Origin of the sequence: Streptomyces sp. NPDC047917 (assembly GCF_043204345.1) — a bacterium.
GTDB classification, from domain to species: Bacteria; Actinomycetota; Actinomycetes; order Streptomycetales; family Streptomycetaceae; genus Streptomyces; species Streptomyces sanglieri.
In genome coordinates this window covers 358,416-377,746 of the sequence record NZ_JBIDCA010000003.1, presented here as the reverse complement: position 1 = coordinate 377,746, position 19,331 = coordinate 358,416, and the positions used below count along the sequence as shown (strand labels likewise).

The window sequence follows — 19,331 nt, the reverse complement described above, 5'->3', positions numbered from 1 at the left end:
CGTTCCGGGACCGCGCACTCTCGCCCGGCCGGCCTCCGGTTCATAGCGTTTACGCAGGTCGGAACGGGCCCGGCGGGGCATACGAAGGAATGGTGGAATCAACGGTGGACACGATCACGGCGGTGCGGGCGTCCGCGCTGAGTCTGGAGTCGGTGAGCCGGCGCCACGGCCGGGGCGGCCGGGAGACGACCGCGCTCGACGCGGTCAGCTGCGCGGTACCGGTGGGGAGTTTCACCGCGGTCGTGGGTCCTTCGGGCTCGGGGAAGAGCACGTTCCTCCAGTGCGCGGCGGGGCTGGACCGTCCGACGGAGGGCACGGTACGGATCGGGGGCACCGATCTCGGTGCGCTCTCCGAGGCGGCGCTGACCAGGTTGCGCCGGGACCGGATCGGTTTCGTCTTCCAGTCGCACGCGCTCAATCTGGTCTCCTCGCTGAGCATCGAGGAGAACGTCGTGCTGCCGCTGGTGCTGGCGGGCGCCGACCCGCAGGACGAGCGGGTGCTGGGCCGGGGGCGGGATCTGCTGACCCGGGTCGGCCTGGCGGGGCGCGGCGCGCAGGGCCCCTCGACGCTCTCCGGCGGACAGCAGCAACGGGTCGCGGTGGCACGGGCGTTGGTGACCGAACCCGAGGTGATCTTCGCGGACGAGCCGACGGCCTCCCTGGATCCGGAGTCGGCGGAGCTGGTGCTCGGCCTGCTGCGGGACGCGGTGCGGATCGATGGCCGTACGGTCGTCATGGTCACCCATGATCCGGTGGCGGCGAGCTGGGCGGACACCGTGCTGACGATGGACGGCGGCCGGCTGCGATGAGCACGACCGTACGCGGGAACAGGACCGGGAAGACGACCGGGAACAGGGGCGGGGCCGGCGGGGAGCGGGCGGCCCGGCCCGGGGCGGATGTGCGGGCCGGGGTCCGGCGGGCGTCGGCGTTTCTCGCCCGGCGTTCGCTGAAGGCCCACCGCCGGGCCTGGGGCGCGGTGTTCACGGCGACCACTGCGGCGGCGGCGCTGATCGGCGCCTTCGCCTTCGTCGTCGGTTCGCTGCTGCTGGCGCAGCCGCCGGTGGAGCGTTACGCGGCTGCCGACGCGGTGGTGGCGGCCGACCAGCGGGTGACGTACACGGCGAAGCCGTGGGGCAGCGAACCGCAGACCGCGACGGCGTACCTGCCGGAACGGGCGCGGCTGGACCGGTCCGTGGTGGCGAAGGCGGCGAGCGCGCGGGGCGTCGCGAAGGCCGTCGCGGACGATTCGGTCCCGGTGACGGTGACGGGGACGGGAGGTGGGGCGGGCTCCGGGCGCGGTGGTGCCGGGGCGGACACCGCCGTTGCCGTCGGCCGTTCCTGGGCGGCCGCCGCGCTCACCGCGTACCGGCTGACGGACGGACAGGCGCCCCGGACCGCCGGTGAGGTGGTGATCGACGGTGCGCTGGCGGACGCCACCGGGAGCGGAATCGGTGCGCATGTGACATTGCAATTTGACGGGGCTCCCCGGCCGTACACCGTCAGCGGGATCGCCGGCACCGATCACCGGGACGCTTCCCCCGCCGTCTTCCTCACCGAACACCACCTCGCCGCCGTGGCCGGACACCCCGGCACGGTCGATGCGATCGGTGTCCGCGCCGAGGACGGCGTCTCCACGGACGCGCTGCGGGCATCGCTGGAGGCGGCGCTGCCCGACCGGGCCCGTGGCGACCGTGAGATCCGAGTGCTCACCGGCGCCGAGCGCGGACAGGCCGAGCATCCGGACGCGCTCGGCGCCCGCAACGAACTGCTGCCGCTGCTCGGCTCCATCACGGGAACCGTCTTCATGGTGGCACTCCTGGTGATCGCCACCACCATCTCCCAGGCGGTCCACCAGCGCTCCGGCGAACTGGCGCTGCTGCGTGCCGTGGGGGCGACGCCGAGACAGCTGAGGTCGGCCGTCGGCCGTGAGGTGAGCCGGGTGGCCGGGGCCGCCGCGGTGCTCGGCGCGGTCGGGGCCGTACCGCTGGGGCTGCTGATGCGTTCGCTGCTGACGACGGACCCGCTGCCGTTGCCGGTACCGGTGTGGCTGCCGTTCGCCGCGACGGTCACGGCCGGGGTGCTCGTCGCGCTCGCCGCCCGTCCGGTGGCGGTCCTCGCGTCCAGGGCCGTCACCGGGCTGCGCCCCGCCGCCGCGCTGGGGGCGGCCGGTGCGCCCGAGCCGGGCGAACCGGGACGCGTCCGTACGGTCGCCGGAGCGGTGCTGGCCCTGGCGGGGGTGAGCGCGGCCGGGGCGGCGACGGCGCAGGGCGGGCAGGCCGCAGCGGTGGCCGCGTCGGGCGCGGCGACCTCGCTGATCATCGCGGTGGCACTGCTCGGTCCGTGGATCGCCCGGGGGGCGACACGGGTGCTGGGCACACCGTTGCGGCGGGCCGGCGGGGTCTCGGGCTTCCTCGCCGACAGGTCCGCCGCCGCGCACCATCGGCGCCTCGGTGCGGCGATCACCCCGATCGTGCTGGTGGTGGCGTTCGTCTGTGTGCAGCTGACGGCGGGCTCGACGCTGGAGCGGGCCGCCGACCGGCAGGCCGCTGCCGCGCTCCGGGCCGACCTGGTGGTGACGGGCCCGGCCGCCGGGCTGCCGGCCGGTGCGGCGCGGGCGGTGCGCGAGGCCCCGGGAGTGGCGGCGGCGACCGGGGTGCTGCGCTCCGGTGTCGTGCTCGCCCACCGCGAGATGGGCGATCCGAAGCTGGACCGGTTCCCCGTGCTGGGTGTGACGGCGGACCAGCTGGCCGGCACGCTCGACCCGCACATCACGGCGGGCGATCCGGCGGACCTCACCGGCAGGGGCACGGTCGCGGTCGGCGAGGACCGGGCCGCCAATCTCGACGTGGGCGTCGGCGACTCGGTGGAGCTCCGTCTCGGCGACGGCACCGAGGTACGGCTGCGGGTGGTCGCACTGTACGAACGGGCCCTGGGACTGGGCGAGTTCATGCTGCCTCGCGAGGCACTGGCCGGGCATGTCGCGGTCCCTCGCGACCAGCGGATCCTGGTCCGCTCGGCGGACGACGGGGCGGCCCCGGCCGTACGGCGCGCCCTCGCCGCGTACCCGGGTGTCCAGGTGCGTCCCGCGACGGCCGACGACGTACGGATCGCACCGCCGTCCTCGGACCAGGACGACGCCATGGTCGTCATCGGTGTCGGGGTGATCGGCGGCTTCGCGCTGCTCTCCGTGGTCAGCACGCTGTCCCTGATCACGGTGGGCCGCCGCGCCGAGCTCCGGCTGCTGCGGACGGTCGGTGCGGGCCGCCGTCAGGTGCGGCGGATGCTGGCGCTGGAGACCGGGATCGTGGCGGCGGCCGGGCTCGTGATCGGCACACTGGTCGCGGTGATCCCGCTGCTGGCGTTCGCGGTGTCGTTCACCGGTTCGATGCCGTATCTGCCACCGGCACAGTACGGGGCGCTCGCACTGGCGGTGGCGGTGGCGGCGGGTGCGGGGGCGTTGTTGCCGGGATGGTCCGGCGGCGGCCGCTCCGCACTCGGGCGCCGGACGTGAAGCCGCCGGACGAGAGGAGGCCGGACGTGGGAACGCCGGACGTGAGGACGCCCCGCCGGTCCGGCCCTGGCCACGTCCACGTCCACGAGGCCGGTCCGTACGGCTCGCGGCGCGGTGTCACGGTGACGCGGGCAGGGGCAGCGCCCCCTCCCGCGCCGCCGCGGCGGCCAGCGCGTCGAGCACCGGGGCGATCAGCGGGTGCGCCGCCGCCCCCTGCCGCACCGCGGCGAAGACCCGGCGGGTCGGCGCGCTGCCCTCCACCGGCCGCACCACCACCCCGGTCAGCTCCATCCCCCGCAGCGCCGACCGCGGCACCAGCGCCACCCCGGCGCCCGCCCCGGCCAGCGAGACCACCGCGCGGAAATCGTCCGAGGAGTGCTCCATCCTGGGCTGGAAGCCGGCGAACTCGCAGGACAGGACCACCACGTCGTGGCAGGGGTTGCCGGGGTACGGGCCGATCCACGCGTCCTTCTCCAGGTCCGCGATCGCCACCTGCTCCCGGTCGGCCAGCCGGTGCCCGACCGGCAGCACCGCGTCGAACGGCTCGGAGTACAGCGGCACCCGGGTCAGCCGCCGGTCGTCCTCGTCGGGGGCTCCCCGGTACTCGACGGCGACCGCCACATCGACCTGCCGGTCGAGCACCATCGGCACGCTGGCGTCGCCCTCGGCGTCCTGGACCCGGACCCGGATGCCTGGCGCGGTGCGTGACAGCGCGGCGATCGCGGGGGCGAGGACCAGGCCGATGCCGGTGGCGAACGCGGCGACGGTGACCGTACCCGCGTCGCCCGCGCTGTAGGCGGCGAGCTCCGCCTCGGCCCGTTCCAGCTGGGCCAGCACCGCGTTGGTGTGGGTCAGCAGGATCTCCCCGGCGGCGGTGAGGCGGGCGCCGCGCGCGCCCCGTTCGACCAGCCGGTGCCCGGTCTCCTGCTCCAGCGCGGCGAGCTGCTGGGAGACGGCGGAGGGGGTGAGATACAGCGCGGCGGCCGCGGCGGTCACCGTGCGGTGGTCGGCCACCGCACGGAGGATGCGCAGCCGCCGTGAATCGATCATGTGCCCATTGTCCCAGGTCACGGCGGGAACCCTCGCCCGGCCGGGGTTCCCGGCCGGGCCTCGGGCGCTACTCCCCCAGCGCGGCCCGCGCGTCGACGAACGCGTCGACGGCGCGGTTCACGTCCGCCGTGGAGTGCGCGGCGGAGAGCTGGACGCGGATGCGGGCCGCGCCCTGCGGGACGACCGGGTAGGAGAACCCGATCACGTACACACCGCGCTCCAGGAGGAGTTCCGCCATCCGGCCTGCCTTCGCCGCGTCCCCGATCATGACGGGGGCGATGGCGTGGTCGCCGGGCAGGATGTCGAAGCCCTCCTCGGTCATCCGGGTACGGAAGAGCGCGGTGTTGGCGTTGAGCTGCTCGCGCAGGTCGCCGGCGGCCTCCAGCAGGTCGAGGACCTTGAGCGAGGCGGCCGCGATGACCGGGGCGAGGGAGTTGGAGAAGAGGTACGGGCGGGAACGCTGGCGCAGCAGCGCGACGATCTCGGCGCGGGCCGCGACATAGCCGCCGGACGCACCGCCGAGCGCCTTGCCGAGGGTGCCGGTGATGATGTCGACCCGGTCCATCACCTCGTGCAGCTCGGGCGTGCCGCGGCCGCCGGGTCCGACGAAGCCGACGGCGTGCGAGTCGTCGACCATGACCATGGCGTCGTAGCGCTCGGCCAGGTCGCAGATCTCGCGCAGCGGCGCGACGTACCCGTCCATGGAGAACACACCGTCGGTGACGACGAGCCTGCGCCGGGCGCCGGAGGCCTCCTTGAGCTGCTTCTCCAGGTCGTCCATGTCGCGGTTGGCGTAGCGGAACCGCTTGGCCTTGGAGAGGCGGATGCCGTCGATGATGGAGGCGTGGTTGAGGGCGTCGGAGATGACCGCGTCCTCCGGGCCGAGGACGGTCTCGAAGACGCCGCCGTTGGCGTCGAAGCAGGAGGAGTAGAGGATCGTGTCCTCCTGGCCGAGGAACGTGGAGAGCCGCTGCTCCAGTTCCTTGTGGACCTCCTGGGTGCCGCAGATGAAGCGGACCGAGGCCATGCCGTAGCCCCAGCGGTCCAGCGCCTGGTGGGCGGCGGCGATCACGTCGGGGTGGTCGGCGAGGCCCAGGTAGTTGTTGGCGCAGAAGTTGAGCACCTCACCGGGGCGGCCGCCCGCGGTGACGGCGACCGACGCGGACTGCGGGGTGCCGATCACGCGCTCGGGCTTGTGCAGTCCGGCGGCCTCGATCTCTTCGAGGGTGGTGCGCATGTCGTCGCGTACGGAGTCGAACATGAGGGGTGTCTCCCAGCTGTCTACGGTGGCGTCGGGTCAGGAGGTCCAGTCGAGGATGACCTTGCCGCCGCGGCCGCTCGCCGCGTCGTCGAAGGCCGCCTCGAAGTCGCGGTAGCCGTACCGGCCGGTGATCACGGGGGCGAGGTCGAGGCCGCCCTCCAGCAGTACGGACATGGCGTACCAGGTCTCGTACATCTCGCGGCCGTAGATGCCCTTGACGGTGATCATCGAGGTCACGATGCGCGCCCAGTCGACGGCGAACTCCTCGGACGGCAGTCCGAGCATGGCGATCCGGCCGCCGTGCGTCATGTTCGCGATCATGTCGCGCATGGCCTCGGGCCGGCCGGACATCTCCAGGCCGATGTCGAAGCCCTCGCGCAGTCCGAGGTGCTTCTGGCCGTCGGCGATGGTCTCCTCGGCGACGTTCAGGGCGAGGCTGACGCCGACCTTCCGGGCCAGTTCGAGGCGGGCCTCGCTGACGTCGGTGATGACGACGTTGCGGGCGCCCGCGTGCTTGGCGACGGCGGCGGCCATGATGCCGATCGGTCCGGCACCGGTGATCAGTACGTCCTCGCCGACCAGCGGGAACGACAGCGCGGTGTGCACGGCGTTGCCGAACGGGTCGAAGATCGCGGCGACGTCGAGGTCGACGGGGACCCGGTGCACCCAGACGTTGGACGCGGGCAGCGCGACGTACTCGGCGAACGCCCCGTCCCGGCCGACGCCGAGCCCGAGCGTGGAGCGGCACAGGTGGCGGCGGCCGGCCAGGCAGTTGCGGCACTTGCCGCACACCAGGTGGCCCTCGCCGCTGACCAGGTCGCCGACGTTGATGTCGACGACGTCGGCGCCGGTCTCCGCGACCTCGCCGACGAACTCGTGGCCGAGGACGAGCGGGGTGCGTACGGCCTGCTGGGCCCAGCCGTCGTAGTTGCGGATGTGCAGGTCGGTGCCGCAGATGCCGGTACGGAGCACCTTGATCAGTACGTCCGAGGGGCCGATCTCCGGCTCCGGCACGTCCATCAGCCAGAGTCCCGGCTCGGCCTTCTGCTTCACGAGTGCCTTCACGGCTGTGGCTCCCTGCGCTGGTGCGGCGTTGAGTACCCCGGGCCGGGGGCTCACCTGAACGAAGCCTGCGGCCCGGGGAAGATCGAGAGGGACGGGACACATCGGCAGCGCGCGTCGATCGGCTGCCGCGCACCATCCTCGGCCGTCACGGAGAAATCTGCCGCACCCCGCGCCACAGGTCCATCGAGGTTTTCTTAAGCGCGCCCGAAGATCCGCTTCAGGCCCCCGCGCCGGGAACTCGCTTTCAGACCTTCGTGTACGGCCCCAGGAAGCGGGCCCGGCCGTCCTCGACCCGGTAGAGGAAGATCCCGTTCTCGTACCGCACCCGTCGGACGGTGTCGAAGGACAGCGTCCGGGTGATGCCCGGGTGCGTGGTCAGGAAGAGGCGCTGCGCGATGCCTTCGCGTTCCGCCCCGGTGGCGCTGGTGGTGCGGGCCGCGCGGGCGATCAGCCCGACCGCGTCGTACGCCTCGGCGGCCCAGCGGGCGGGTGCGGTACCGAAGCGCTTCCGGTACGCGGCGGTGAACGCCTTCGCGGCCGGGACCGCCGCCGGGTCGCTGTACGCCTGGGCGAACACCCATCCCTCGGAGGCCTTCCCGGCACCGCTGAGGAAGGCGGGCGCCAGGACCGGCCCCGTGGACACGCGGGTTCCGGTGAACCCGGCGGCCGCCAGGGCGGCGGCGCAGCGGGCACCCCGGGCAGGGGACGTCGAGGCGAGGACGACGGCGTCCGCACTCCCGGCGACCACCGCACGGGCCACCGGGCCGAAGTCGTCGGTGCCCGCCGCGACCGGGTGCACGCTCACCTCGACGCCTTCGGGCGGGGGGTCCCGGAAAATATCCGTGCTGGCCCAGGCAGCCTCGATGGCAGCGCCGTCCTGCACGATCGCCACCCGGTCGGCCGGACGGACCTGGAACACGTAGCGCGAGATGCCGATGGGCAGCGCGCTGTCGAAGGGGCGGGCCACGCAGAGCGTCGCCGTGGCCGACATCTCGGCGGTGGTGGACCCGGCCGAGACGACGACCTGGGCGAGGTCGGCCTTCTCGTAGCGCTCGACGACGGATGCGGCGAGGACGTCCTCGGTGGGGCCGACGACGGCCAGCAGCTTCGGGTCGGCGGCCAGCCGGTCGGCGGCCCGGAGCGCGCGGGCGGGGTCCCCGGCGTCGTCCTCGGTGCGCATGGCCAGCCGGAAGGGGGCGTCGGCGCGGGCGTTGTGGTCGTCGACGGCGATCCGCATGCCCCGCTGGTGCGCGAGGCCGACTGCCCGGCCCGGCCCGGTGAGGTCCGCGTGCAGGCCGATGGTGTGGATGGGCCGGGTGCGGGGGGCCGGGGACGCCCCGGAGCCGGGCCGCCGCGCCGTCGTCCGGGCCGCCACCGCGCCCCCCGCCAGCAGGATCCCTGCCGCCCCGGCGATCAGCACGGTCCGCCGGGCGGGACGGGGCGGGACGGATTCCCCGACGATGGTGGGCGGTTCCGGGGCGGTGACGTCGAGGGCGGCGGCGGAGCGGGCGGCGATCAGTGCGGCCAGTCCGGGCGGCGCCCAGGCGCCCGGGTCCTCGCCGGGCGGTGCGGCGAGGACCCGGGCCACGTCCCGGGCCGTGGGCCGGTCCGCCGGGCCCTTCGCCAGGCAGGCCTCGACGAGCGGCAGCAGGGCGGGCGGCAGGCCGTGCAGGACCGGTGGCTCGTGCACGGTACGGAACAGTACGGACGCGGCCCCGCCGTCTCCGAACGGGCGGCGGCCGGTCGCCGTGTACGCGAGGACACACCCCAGCGCGAAGACGTCGCAGGCGGGCCCGGCCCGCTCCCCCGATGCCTGCTCGGGAGCGAGGTAGCCGGGGGTACCGATGACGGCGTCGGTCGCGGTGAGAGCGGTGGCGCCCTCGTGGCGGGCGATGCCGAAGTCGATGAGCCGGGGCCCGTCGAGCGCCAGGAGCACGTTCGCCGGTTTCACGTCGCGGTGGACCAGACCGGCTCCGTGCACCGCGTCGAGCGCGTCGGCGAGGCGGGCCCCGAGCGCGCGGACGGTCGCGGGCGGCAGCGGGCCTTCGGCGGCGACGACCTCGGCCAGCGAAGGGCCCGGCTCGAACACGGTGGTGAGCCACGGTTCACGGGCCTCGGTGTCGGCGTCCGTCACCGGGACCACCCAGGGACCGGTGACCCGGCGGGCGGCCTCGGCCTCGCGCCGGAACCTGGCCCGGAAGCCGGGGTCGGCGGCGTGTTCGGCCCGGATGACCTTCACGGCCACGAGCTGCCCGCCGGACGTGCGGGCCAGGTACACGACGCCCATGCCGCCCGCGCCGAGCCGCGCCAGGACGCGGTGGGTGCCGACGGTCCGGGGGTCGTCCGGGGTGAGTGGCCGCATGCCCGGTCAGGTCTTGCTCGTGGCCAGCGGGCCGAGGTAGCGGAACGCACCGCCGCGGACACCGTGGAGGTGGGCCGCCTGGCCCTTGAGCCGGTTGCCCTCACCGAAGGCGTAGTCGCGCGAGATGCCGTGGTACGAGGAGGCGGCGATCTTCGCGACCAGGGCGGCCCGTGCGGGGGGCCGGTTCTTCCGGGCGAGGGCGGTGAGAGCGGCGAGAACCAGCCCGGCCCCGTCGTACGCCTCGGCGGCCCAGGGGGCGGGGGCGCCGCCGTACTTCTTCCGGTGCGCCGCGGCGAACTCCTTCACTGCGGGGGCCGTCGCGCCGACGCAGGGCGAGACGAACTCCCAGCTCTCAGCGGCGTCCCCGGCGTCCTTCAGGAAGCGGGCGCCCATGGCCGAGTGCATGGCCATGCGGGGTCCCTTGTAGGAGGTGGCGGCGAGTGCCCGGGCGGTGCGGGCGGCCCCGGCCTGGTCCCCGGCGTGGAAGAAGGCGTCGCTGCGGTGTGCGAGCAGGTCGGCGACGACCGGGGCGAGGTCGCGGGTGCCGGCGGGCACCACGCGCGGGTAGGTGGTCCCGTCCGTGGAATCGACGACGATCCGGTTCAGGAAGTAGCCCGTCAGGTACGCGGACTGGCCGCCGGCCCGGTCGACGAGCACGCCGAGCCGTTGCACGTCGGGCCGGAGCACCAGCCGGTTGCGGATCGGGTACGCCAGCGCTACATCGGACGGGACCGCCTGGAAGAAGGACCTCATGGACCGTACGGCGAAGCTGATCTGCTGGGACGAAACGGTGACGAGCGGCAGCATCGCCTCGTCGTAGGTTCCGAGCACCGCGGTGGTGGCGGGGTCGTCGGTCGGGCCGACCACGGCGAGCACGTCGCGGTCCCGGGCGAACCGCTCGGCGGCGCGCACGGCCGCGGCGGTCTCGCCCCGGTCGTCGAGCACCTTCACCCGCAGGCCGAACGGCTTGTCCGTACGGGAGTTGAACCGGTCGACCGCGAGCCGCACCCCGCGTTCCTGGGCCCGTCCGTCCGCTGCCCGGGGCCCGGACAGATCGGCCTGCACGCCGATGGTCCAGGTCCGTGCGTCCGCCCCGGCCGCGCCGGAGCCTGCGGTGTCGTCGTCGCGCAGCCACTCGCGCACGGCGAAGGCGCCGCCGCCCGCGACGGCCACCGCTCCGGCGCCGGCGAGGAGGAGCAGCCTGCGCCGGGCCGGGGCGGGGGCCCCGGATTCGTCGGCGAGTGTGGCGTCGATGCCGGGCAGGACCAGGATCGCGGCGGACCGGTCGGCGATCAGCCGTACGACGGCCTCGGGAAGCCAGTCGATCGAACCGTTCGGGGCGTCCTCGGTGATCCGTCCGTCGAGTGCGGCGGCGGTGGGGCGGGCGGCCGGGTCCTTGTCGAGCAGGGCGCCGAGCAGTTCGCGCAGTTCGGGGTCGTCGATGCCGTCGAGGTCGGGCGCCCCGTGGACGGTGCGGTAGAGCAGGGCGTCCAGGGCCCCGCTCCCGAAGGGCGGTCGTCCGGTCGCGGCGTACGCGAGGAGGCAGCCCAGCGAGAAGACGTCACCGGCGGGCCCGACGGCGGCGGCGCCCTCGGTGGCCTGTTCGGGCGCGAGGAAGCCGGGGGTTCCGACCACCATGTCCGTGGCGGTCAGCGCGGTGGCGTCGGTGACCCGTGCGACGCCGAAGTCGATCAGCCGCGGCCCATCGGCGGCGAGCAGGACGTTGCCGGGTTTGACGTCGCGGTGGACGAGCCCCGCCGCGTGCACCGACGCCAGCGCGCGGGCCAGCAGCCGGCCGAGGACCCGGACGCTGCGCGCGGGCAGGGGGCCGCACCGGGCGACCGCCTCGGAGAGCGCGGGGCCGGGTACGAACTCGGTTGCCAGCCAAGGCCGTTCGTCCTCCATGCCGGAGCCGGTGACCCGTACCGCCCAGGGGCTGTCCACTCGGCGCGCGGCCTCTGCCTCGCGGCGGAAGCGGACCCGGAAGTCGGCGTCGCCGGCGTGTTCGGGCAGGATCACCTTGACGGCGGCCAGCGCCCCGTTGGCGGTCCGGCCGAGGTAGACGGCGCCCATGCCACCGACGCCGAGGCGTCCCAGCAGCCGGTGTCCGCCGATCCATGACGGGTCCGAGGCCCGCAACTCTTCCACGTGCTCTCAGCCCTTCTTCGCGACGGCCGCGCGCAGCCGCATCAGCATGGCGCTCTGTGCCTGGACGCCGAGGTCGCCGATCTCGGTGTCCGTCCACCCCTTGGCACCCTTGGCGGTCACGGCGAAGGTGAACCGGAGGATCTGGTCCTGCTCCCAGAAATAAGGGTGAGGGCCGCCGAGTTCGGAGCTGCGGTATTCGCCGGATTCCATCAGCGTGTCCTCGGAGCTGACCTGGTTGGCCTCTCCCCCGGCCAGGGCGCCCGCGCCGAGCCCGCCGATGAACTCGCCCTGGCGCAACTGCTGCGTGGGGCAGCGCATCGATTCCTCCAGCGATCCGGCCATCTCCCACCGTGCGCCGTCGTCCGTGCGGTGCACCGTGACGATCGCGGCGAGCCGCAGCGGCCCCTTGCCCTTGCCCGCGGGGACCTCGAAGGAGCGGGTGAGGGTGGCGAGGACCCCGTGGCCCGGCTCGCGCTGCTGCCACACGCAGTCGGCGCCGAGTACCGGCCAGGTGCCCTGGCCGCTTTCGTACGGGGTACGCGCGACGACCCCGGGGCCGAAGCTCTCGGGGTCCGCGATGACCTGCCCGATGAGGTGAAGGGCCGCTTTCCGGGTGGTGGGCAGCCGTGCCGGGTCGGCGTCGATGACGGGCTCGCTCGTGGCGGCGGGCTTTTCCTTCTTGTCCTTCCCGGTGGCACTGCCGGCGGAAGGGGAGGCGCCCGGCCGCCCCTTCGCCGTGTTCCCGCCGCCCCCGCCGCACGCCGTCGCCAGCAACAGGACCGCCGCCAGGACTCCGCACCCACGCCACCCGCGTATCGATCCGCCGCGCGCCACGATCGACCACCCCCGTATCCCCGAAGTCGCGTCGATCCTACGAGCACGGAAGACGGGCTGCCGGTGCCCGGGGAAGTTGTTGCACCATCAGGACATCCGGGGGTCCCGGGCGGGCAACCGTATCGGTGATGGTCCGACAAGTCGCTTGTCCCGCATCACAGTTGGCGCCACCGAATCGGCGTACGGGGGTTTGGTCCGGGCTACTTCCCCTAGTCCCCGGCGGGCTCGGGGTCGGTGGACAGCCGGGCGTGCAGGTGCTCGTCGTGGTACTTCCCGTCGCCGAAGACGTGGGAGTCGCGCAGGGTGCCCTCGGGGAGGTAACCGCAGCGGTCGGCCACCCGGCAGGACGCCTCGTTGCCCACGGCGTGGGCGATCTCGATGCGGCGGGCGTCGGCCGTCGCGAAGCCCCAGCTCGTCACCGCCCGGGTGCCCCGGGTCGCGAGGCCCCGTCCGCGGGCGGCCGGCAGCAGCCAGTAGCCGATCATCGCCAGCCCGTCCTCGCGGTCGACCCAGCGCAGGTTGACGCCGCCCAGCAGGGTGCCGTCGGTGGCGTCCAGGGCGACGAAGGGGGCGGCCGCGCCGCGCTCCCACACTCCGTCGCGCGCCTCCACCCACGCGCGGGCCGCGTCCCGGTCGGCGACCGCGATGGGGTTCCAGAGGGCGATGTCCGGGTCCGCCCCGGCGGCCACCAGGCCGTCCAGCAGGGCTTCCGACCCGGCGTCCTCCCGGGTCCATGGGCGCAGCACCACATCACCGAGGTCGAACGTGGTGCGGACGAAGTCTCGTCGGTCGTCGGGGTCCTGCGCGGTCTGCGGGGGCATGGATGTACTCATGGCGGCATCCTCACCTGCCGGTCGTGCCCGTGACCAGCGAATATCCGCCGGTCACGGGCACGACGGGGCCGCGCCGGCCCCGTCGCGGCGCCGCCGTACCCGATACCTCCGGTCGCCACCGGCCTCCAGTGGTCCGGGAGTTGGACGGCTGTTAACCCGCGCGCGGCCCCGCGATTCCCGCACGGCACGGACGCGGGCGATCGAATAGGTCCGGACCACTCCCGGACACCTTGATCCGCATCGCATTTAACACTCCCTTAGCGAATGGTCTATACCTTTGACGGTACGGTGGATCTTCCGATGCCACCACATGCACGGCCATGGGGGTCATATGCCGATCCATCACCTTCCGCAACCGCCGTCCGATCAAGAGCTCTACTGGTATTTCGGCCCACAGCGCCGCTGGGTACTGGTCAGCTCCTCGCTGGCCTTCGTGCTCACCGCGGCGACGATGCTGACCTTCGCCCTGCGCACCCCGGCCCTGTGGGCCTTTCTCGCGGTGCTCGCCCTCAACCTCGTCGCCCTGGTGCTCTCCTCGGTCAACAGCCTGCGCCGGCGACGACTGACCGGACGCTCGCACGAAGTGCTCGTGCACGCCTGGAATCCTGCCGAACTCCCGGATGTAGACCTGTACTTACCGACCTGCGGCGAACCCCTCGCCGTTCTCGACAACGCCTACCGCGCGGTCTCGGCGGTCGACTGGCCCGGCGCGCTGACCGTGTGGGTGCTGGACGACGCCGCGAGCCCGGAGGTCGCCGAGCTGGCCGCCTCGTACGGGTACCGGTACGTCGTCCGGCCCGACCGGGGTCGCCTCAAGAAGGCGGGCAACCTCAACCACGCGCTCACCCTGAGCAGCGCCCGGTACATCGCCGTCCTGGACGCCGACTTCGCGCCCAGGCCCGACTTCCTGCGCCATCTCGTGCCGTATCTCTCCGATCCGCGGGTCGGCATCGTGCAGAGCCCGCAGTGTTTCGACACCGACGGGACGATGAGCTGGATCCAGCGCGCCGCCGGATCCGCGCAGGAGTGGTTCTTCCGCTGGATACAGCCCTCCAGGGACGCGAGTGACGCCGCGATCTGCTGCGGCAGCAACGCGGTCTACCGCCGCAGCGCCATCGACCTGGCCGGCGGCTTCGCCCGACTCGACCACAGCGAGGACCTGTTCACCGGGCTCGCCCTCCACGAACAGGGCTTTCGCACCCTGTACGTGCCGGTGCTGGTGGCCAAGGGCACCTCACCGGACAACCTCGCGTCGTTCGTCAATCAGCAGTACCGCTGGGCGATGGGCAATCTGCACCTGCTCGGCACGCCCGTACTCGCCCGCATGCGTGCCCCCTGGCGGATGCGGCTGTGCTTCTACGAGGGCGTCGTCGGCTATCTGACGACGGCGGTGAACACCTTCGCCGCCCCGCTGCCGCCGCTGGTGATGCTGCTCCGGTACCCGGACGACATCCGCCCCTGGCACGTACTGCCACTGCTCGCCCCGCTCTGGCTCTGGCACGTGCTGCTGCCGAGGGTCAGCCGGACCCGCTGGCGGGTCGAGGTGATCCGGGCCAATGTCCTGACGAGCGTCGCCGCCGGGGCCGCCTTCCTGCACACCCTGCGCGGCCGCAGCGCGGCCTGGGTGCCCACCGGGGCCGGCGGCACGGCGAAGGGCGGCATGGCCCGCCGGGTCGTGATCGTCTCCCTCCTCTGGCTCTGCTGCTCCACCGGTGCGGCCACCGCCGGTCTCACCCTGGCCCTGGTCCGCAACGGGTGGGCGCCCAACTGGGGGCTCGCGCTCTATCTGCTGGTGCAGTGGCAGATCAACCTGCCCCTGATCCGCGATCTGTGGGCCGAACTGCGCCCAGGTTCCACAGCACGCCGGCCCGCACGGCCGCGGGGGCGCCCGCTGCTGCCCAGACGCTGGCCCGAGGCACTGGCCGCCACAACACTGCTCGTGCTCACCGCCCTGCTCGCATCCGGTTGGGTCAACCCGATGCTGCCCTGGCTGAGTTGAAAGGCCCGTCAGAACAATGCCCACGCCCATACCCCCTGTCGCGCCGCCCGGCGGCTCCGGACCGGGTTCGCGCCGCGCCGGGTTCCGCCCCGACATCGAGGGACTGCGCGCGGTCGCGGTACTCGGGGTACTCGCCTTCCACGCGGCCGTACCCGGTCTGACCGGCGGCTTCGTCGGGGTGGATGTCTTCTTCGTCATCTCCGGCCATCTGATCACCGGGCTCCTGTTGCGCGAGGCCGTCACCACCGGGCGGATCCGGCTCGGCGAGTTCTTCTCCCGCCGGGCCCGCCGGCTGCTCCCGTCGGCCGCCGTGGTCCTCGGCGCCGTCGCACTGGCCGGGGCCTGGTTCACCGTCCCGCTGCGCCGCACCGAACTGGAGTACGACGTGGTGGCGGCGGCCCTGTCCACCGCCAACTGGCGCTTCGTCCAGCAGCAGACCGACTACCTCGCGGCGGGGCACGACCAGAGCCCGTTGCTGCACTTCTGGTCCCTGGCGGTGGAGGAGCAGTTCTATCTGCTCTGGGCCCCACTGCTCGCCGGGTTCGTGTACGCCGCCGCCGGGGCGGCACGCCGGGGGCGGGCTGTGCGGTCGGCGGTGACCGCCTTCACCGCGGTGCTCGCACTCGGCGCGTTCGTCCTGTCGCTGCGCTGGACGGGCGACTCCGTTTCGCTGGCGTACCTCGGAACTCCCTCGCGGGTATGGCAGTTCGGCATCGGCGCGCTGCTGGCGCTGCTGCCGTGGCACCTGCTGCGCGGCCCGCGCCCGTTGCGTCTGCTGTGCGGGTGGGCGGGGGCCGGGGCGCTGTTGTGGTGCATGGTCGAGTACGACGCGTCGACGCCGTACCCCGGGTACGCGGCGCTCGTGCCGACGCTGGCGACCGCGGCGATCATTCTGGCCGGGACACCCGACCGGTCGGCCGGCGGGAGCACGGAGCGCCCGGACGCGCGCGGCGTCGGGCGGCTGCTGGCAGGCCGGGCGCCCCGGGCGGTCGGGCGGCTGTCGTACAACCTCTATCTGTGGCACTGGCCCGTGCTGGTGCTCGCCGAGGCCCGCCTCGGGCCGCTGGACTGGACGGCGAAGGCGGCGCTGACGGTGGCGGCCGTGCTGCCCGCGCTGGCCACCATGCGCTGGGTCGAGCAGCCGCTGCGGCACAGCCGTACGGTCTCCGAACTGCCCCGGCGCGGGCTGTCGGTGGGGGTCTCGGCCGTCGCCATCCCCGTGGTCCTCGCGCTGGTGATGGGGACCACGACCCTGCGTCTGCTGGGCCCGGCCGCACCGGTGGACGTGAAGGGCCTGCCGCCGGGCGCGGCCGAGGGCCCGCATCTGCTGTCTCGGGACGGCACGCCGCTGCGGAGCGGGCCCGTGGTGCCCAGTCCCGTACAGGCGCGCAAGGACTTCCCGCCGGACGGTGCCTGCGAAGTGGCCCCGCCGGTGACCAGCAGCCCGCGCTGCCTGTTCGGGGCGGCCGACAGCCCGGACCGGATGGTGCTGCTCGGCGACTCGCATGCCGGGCAGTGGTTCTCCCCGATGCTCGCCCTGGCCGCCGAACGCGGCTGGGCGCTCCAGGAACTGGTGAAGCAGGGCTGCCCACTGCCCGAACTGAGCGTGGTCAACCCGCAGTTGGGGCGCACGTACCACGAGTGCGACACCTGGCGCGCGGACGCGCTGGCCCGGATCACGAAGGGGCCCAGGCCCCGCCTCGTGGTGATCGCCTCCCTCAACCGCTACACCGGCGACCAGCGGCTTCTCGCCAGGGGCTGGGAGCGGACGCTGAAGCCGCTGCGTGCGCTCGGTGTCCCGATCGTGTACCTGGAGGACACGCCCGTACCGGGGAAGGACATCCCGGCCTGCGTGTCCGGGCACACCTCGGACCCGGAGGCATGCGCGTTCGCCCGCTCCGCCGCACAGTTGCCGGACCCGCTCGCGCGGCGGATCGCGGCCGGCCGGCTGCCCGGGGTGCGGGCCGTCTCGGTCAATCCGGTCCTGTGCCCGCCGGAGGGGGCCGACTGCCCGGCGGTGCTGGACAGGATCCTGCTGTACCGGGACGACGCCCATCTGACCGATGTCGCCGCGGTGGTCCTCACGCCCCGGCTCGAACGGCTCCTCTCGGAGACGGGAGCACTGGCCGGCGGCACCGGGGCGTCGGCGGGCGCGGACGGCTGGACCCGGGTCATGCACGACGACTTCGAAGGACCGGCGGGGGCCCGCCCGTCCGCCGACCGCTGGAAGTACGACACCGGCACCTGCTACCCGGGCTGCCCGGCCCCGCAGTGGGGAACCGGTGAGATCGAGACCATGACGGACTCGGCCGACAACGTACGGCTGGACGGGAAGGGGGCACTGGAGATCGTCCCCACCCGCAGGGACGGGAAGTGGTACTCCGGCCGGATCGAGTCCCGCCGGGCGGACTTCGCCCCACTGCCCGGCGGTGTGATGCGGATCGAGGCGTCCATCGCGCTGCCCGATGTCACCGGCCCCGCGGCGGCGGGATACTGGCCGGCCTTCTGGACCCTGGGGGCGAAGCTCCGCGACGGCTACACGGGCTGGCCGTCCGTCGGCGAGCTGGACGTCATGGAGTCGGTCAACGGCCGCGACACGTTCTTCGGCAGCATGCACTGCGGGATCGCCGAGGGCGGCCCCTGCGAGGAGCCGGTGGGCCTCACCTCGGGACCGCAGCCGTGCCCCGGCTGCCGTACCGGATTCCACTCCTATGCCGTCGAGGTCGACCTCACGCCCGGCGCCGAGGAGGTGCGCTGGTACCTGGACGGGCGGGTCCACCACCGGGTCGGTGCGGCCCGGATGGATGCCGGGACGTGGAACCGGGCGGTGCACCACGGGCTGTTCCTGATCCTGAACGTGGCGATGGGCGGCAAGCTGCCGGCCGCCGACGGCCTCACAGCGGGCCCCGGCACCGAACCGGGCCACCCGATGCGCGTCGAACACGTCACCGTCTCGACCCGGGAGGCCGCTGCCCGCTCCTGACCAGCACCCCCGCAACCTGATGCGCCGCACCCCGATGCGCCGCAGCGTGCGCTCCCGCGCGGTGCAACTCACCGCGCGGGACCGCGCCGCGCCGCGCACCGAGTCGGCTCCGGCACGCGGCGGGGCGGGGGCGGGGCGGCGTTTCAGATGTCACATGTCACGTGCCCGATATCCGGCGCCACATGTCGTATGTCACGCGCCGGACACCAGGTGCACCATGTCGCATGCCACGCGCCGGACGCCGCTCATGCCATGTCACACACCACGTACCAGGTCCAGGCGTCACATGCCACACGCCATGCAGCGGATCCACGCGTCACCTGCCACACACCCCTGCTCCTAGGAGAGCGCCAGTTCCGTGACGTCGTCCGCCTCCAGGACCCATGTCGCGCTCAGGCCACCCTCCTTGACCCGTGCGTCGCCGTCGCCCTTGAGCACGCCGATGCGGTTGCCGGACAGGGCGATCTGAATGGCCTGGTTGTACTCGTGGACCCAGTTCGCGCTGAGGCCGCCCTCCTTCACGTGGGCCTCGCCGTTGTCCTTCAGGATGCCGATGCGGTTGCCCGACAGTTCGAGCTGGATGACGTCGTCGGCCTCACGCACCCAGGAGGCGCTGAGACCGCCCTCCTTCACCCAGGCGACACCGTTGCCGGCGAGGACGCCGATGCGGTTGCCGGCCAGGTCGATGCCGATGGCGTTGTCGGACTCGCGGACCCAGCTGGCGCTGAGACCGCCTTCCTTGACCCACGCGACCCCGTCACCGGTGACGACACCGATGCGGTTGCCCGACAGTTCGAGCTCCTTGACCTTGTCGGACTCCTTGACCCACGTCGCGCTGAGGCCGCCCTCCTTCACATAGGCGTCGCCGTTGTCCTTGAGGACGCCGATGCGGTTGCCGGACAGGGCGATCTGCTTGACGTCCGTGGCTTCCTTGACCCACGTGGCGCTGAGGCCGCCCTCCTTCACCCACGCGACCCCGTCACCGGTGAGGACGCCGATGCGGTTGCCGGAGAGGGTGATCTGCTTGACGTCGCCCGACTCCTTGACCCACGTGGCACTGAGGCCGCCCTCCTTGACGAAGGCGTCACCGTTGACACGCAGGGTGCCGATGCGGTTGCCGCCGTCGCCGGAGACCGTGCCGGGAACCGCGCCTGCCCGGGTCGTTCCGGCGAGACCGGCCAGGGCCAGCGCGGCGACCGCCGCGGCGAGTGTCTTGCGCTTCATTGGAGCATCTCCTCAGTTCGGATGGCCCCTTGGATCCGTCGAGCGGAGCCCTCGGGGAATC

12 protein-coding genes are annotated in these 19,331 nt (G+C 73.5%); 4 read left to right on the top strand and 8 right to left on the bottom strand.

Annotated elements, in window-relative coordinates:
• Nucleotides 1-89 precede the first annotated feature (89 nt).
• A complete protein-coding gene (locus ACGF8B_RS08510; RefSeq protein ID WP_392735979.1) occupies nucleotides 90-809 on the top strand; it encodes an ABC transporter ATP-binding protein in 720 nt (239 codons plus the stop codon).
• The gene (locus ACGF8B_RS08505) at nucleotides 806-3,511 is read left to right on the top strand and encodes an ABC transporter permease (protein ID WP_392735977.1); all 2,706 of its coding nucleotides are present in this window, start codon (nucleotides 806-808) and stop codon (nucleotides 3,509-3,511) included. The genes ACGF8B_RS08510 and ACGF8B_RS08505 overlap by 4 nt, the downstream gene beginning before the upstream one ends.
• 117 nt (nucleotides 3,512-3,628) lie before the next feature.
• On the opposite strand, the gene ACGF8B_RS08500 is transcribed toward ACGF8B_RS08505, so the two are convergent.
• The 7 genes from ACGF8B_RS08500 to ACGF8B_RS08470 all read right to left on the bottom strand — a co-directional run bounded on the left by ACGF8B_RS08500 (nucleotide 3,629) and on the right by ACGF8B_RS08470 (nucleotide 13,064).
• On the bottom strand, nucleotides 3,629-4,561 hold the full coding sequence (locus ACGF8B_RS08500) for a LysR family transcriptional regulator (protein ID WP_392735975.1): 933 nt from the start codon (nucleotides 4,559-4,561) through the stop codon (nucleotides 3,629-3,631).
• A gap of 67 nt (nucleotides 4,562-4,628) precedes the next feature.
• Entirely contained in the window at nucleotides 4,629-5,822 is a 1,194-nt protein-coding gene (locus tag ACGF8B_RS08495; RefSeq protein WP_342284394.1) for a glycine C-acetyltransferase, read from the bottom strand.
• Nucleotides 5,823-5,858: 36 nt separating this feature from the next.
• Nucleotides 5,859-6,887 (bottom strand): L-threonine 3-dehydrogenase, encoded by a 1,029-nt coding sequence (tdh, locus tag ACGF8B_RS08490; RefSeq protein WP_392735973.1) that lies wholly within the window; start codon nucleotides 6,885-6,887, stop codon nucleotides 5,859-5,861.
• A gap of 244 nt (nucleotides 6,888-7,131) precedes the next feature.
• The gene (locus ACGF8B_RS08485; RefSeq protein ID WP_392735971.1) at nucleotides 7,132-9,249 is read right to left on the bottom strand and encodes a bifunctional serine/threonine-protein kinase/ABC transporter substrate-binding protein; all 2,118 of its coding nucleotides are present in this window, start codon (nucleotides 9,247-9,249) and stop codon (nucleotides 7,132-7,134) included.
• A 6-nt stretch (nucleotides 9,250-9,255) separates the two neighbouring features.
• A complete protein-coding gene (locus ACGF8B_RS08480) occupies nucleotides 9,256-11,397 on the bottom strand; it encodes a bifunctional serine/threonine-protein kinase/ABC transporter substrate-binding protein (RefSeq protein ID WP_392735969.1) in 2,142 nt (713 codons plus the stop codon).
• Between the two features lie 6 nt (nucleotides 11,398-11,403).
• Nucleotides 11,404-12,168, bottom strand: coding sequence for a hypothetical protein (locus tag ACGF8B_RS08475; protein ID WP_392736472.1), 765 nt, complete (start codon nucleotides 12,166-12,168; stop codon nucleotides 11,404-11,406).
• 272 nt (nucleotides 12,169-12,440) lie between these two features.
• A complete protein-coding gene (locus ACGF8B_RS08470) occupies nucleotides 12,441-13,064 on the bottom strand; it encodes a GNAT family N-acetyltransferase (protein WP_392735967.1) in 624 nt (207 codons plus the stop codon).
• Between the two features lie 331 nt (nucleotides 13,065-13,395).
• On the opposite strand from ACGF8B_RS08470, the gene ACGF8B_RS08465 reads away from it, so the two are divergent.
• Together ACGF8B_RS08465 and ACGF8B_RS08460 are read left to right on the top strand one after the other, a co-directional pair.
• The gene (locus tag ACGF8B_RS08465) at nucleotides 13,396-15,063 is read left to right on the top strand and encodes a glycosyltransferase family 2 protein (protein WP_392735965.1); all 1,668 of its coding nucleotides are present in this window, start codon (nucleotides 13,396-13,398) and stop codon (nucleotides 15,061-15,063) included.
• A gap of 16 nt (nucleotides 15,064-15,079) precedes the next feature.
• Complete coding sequence (locus ACGF8B_RS08460) at nucleotides 15,080-18,046, top strand: SGNH hydrolase domain-containing protein (RefSeq protein ID WP_392735963.1); 2,967 nt, start codon at nucleotides 15,080-15,082, stop codon at nucleotides 18,044-18,046.
• Nucleotides 18,047-18,385: 339 nt separating this feature from the next.
• On the opposite strand, the gene ACGF8B_RS08455 is transcribed toward ACGF8B_RS08460, so the two are convergent.
• Nucleotides 18,386-19,270 carry a peptidase S1 gene (locus ACGF8B_RS08455; RefSeq protein ID WP_392735961.1) on the bottom strand — a complete coding sequence of 295 codons (885 nt, stop codon included), beginning with the start codon at nucleotides 19,268-19,270 and terminating at the stop codon, nucleotides 18,386-18,388.
• Nucleotides 19,271-19,331: the final 61 nt, after the last annotated feature.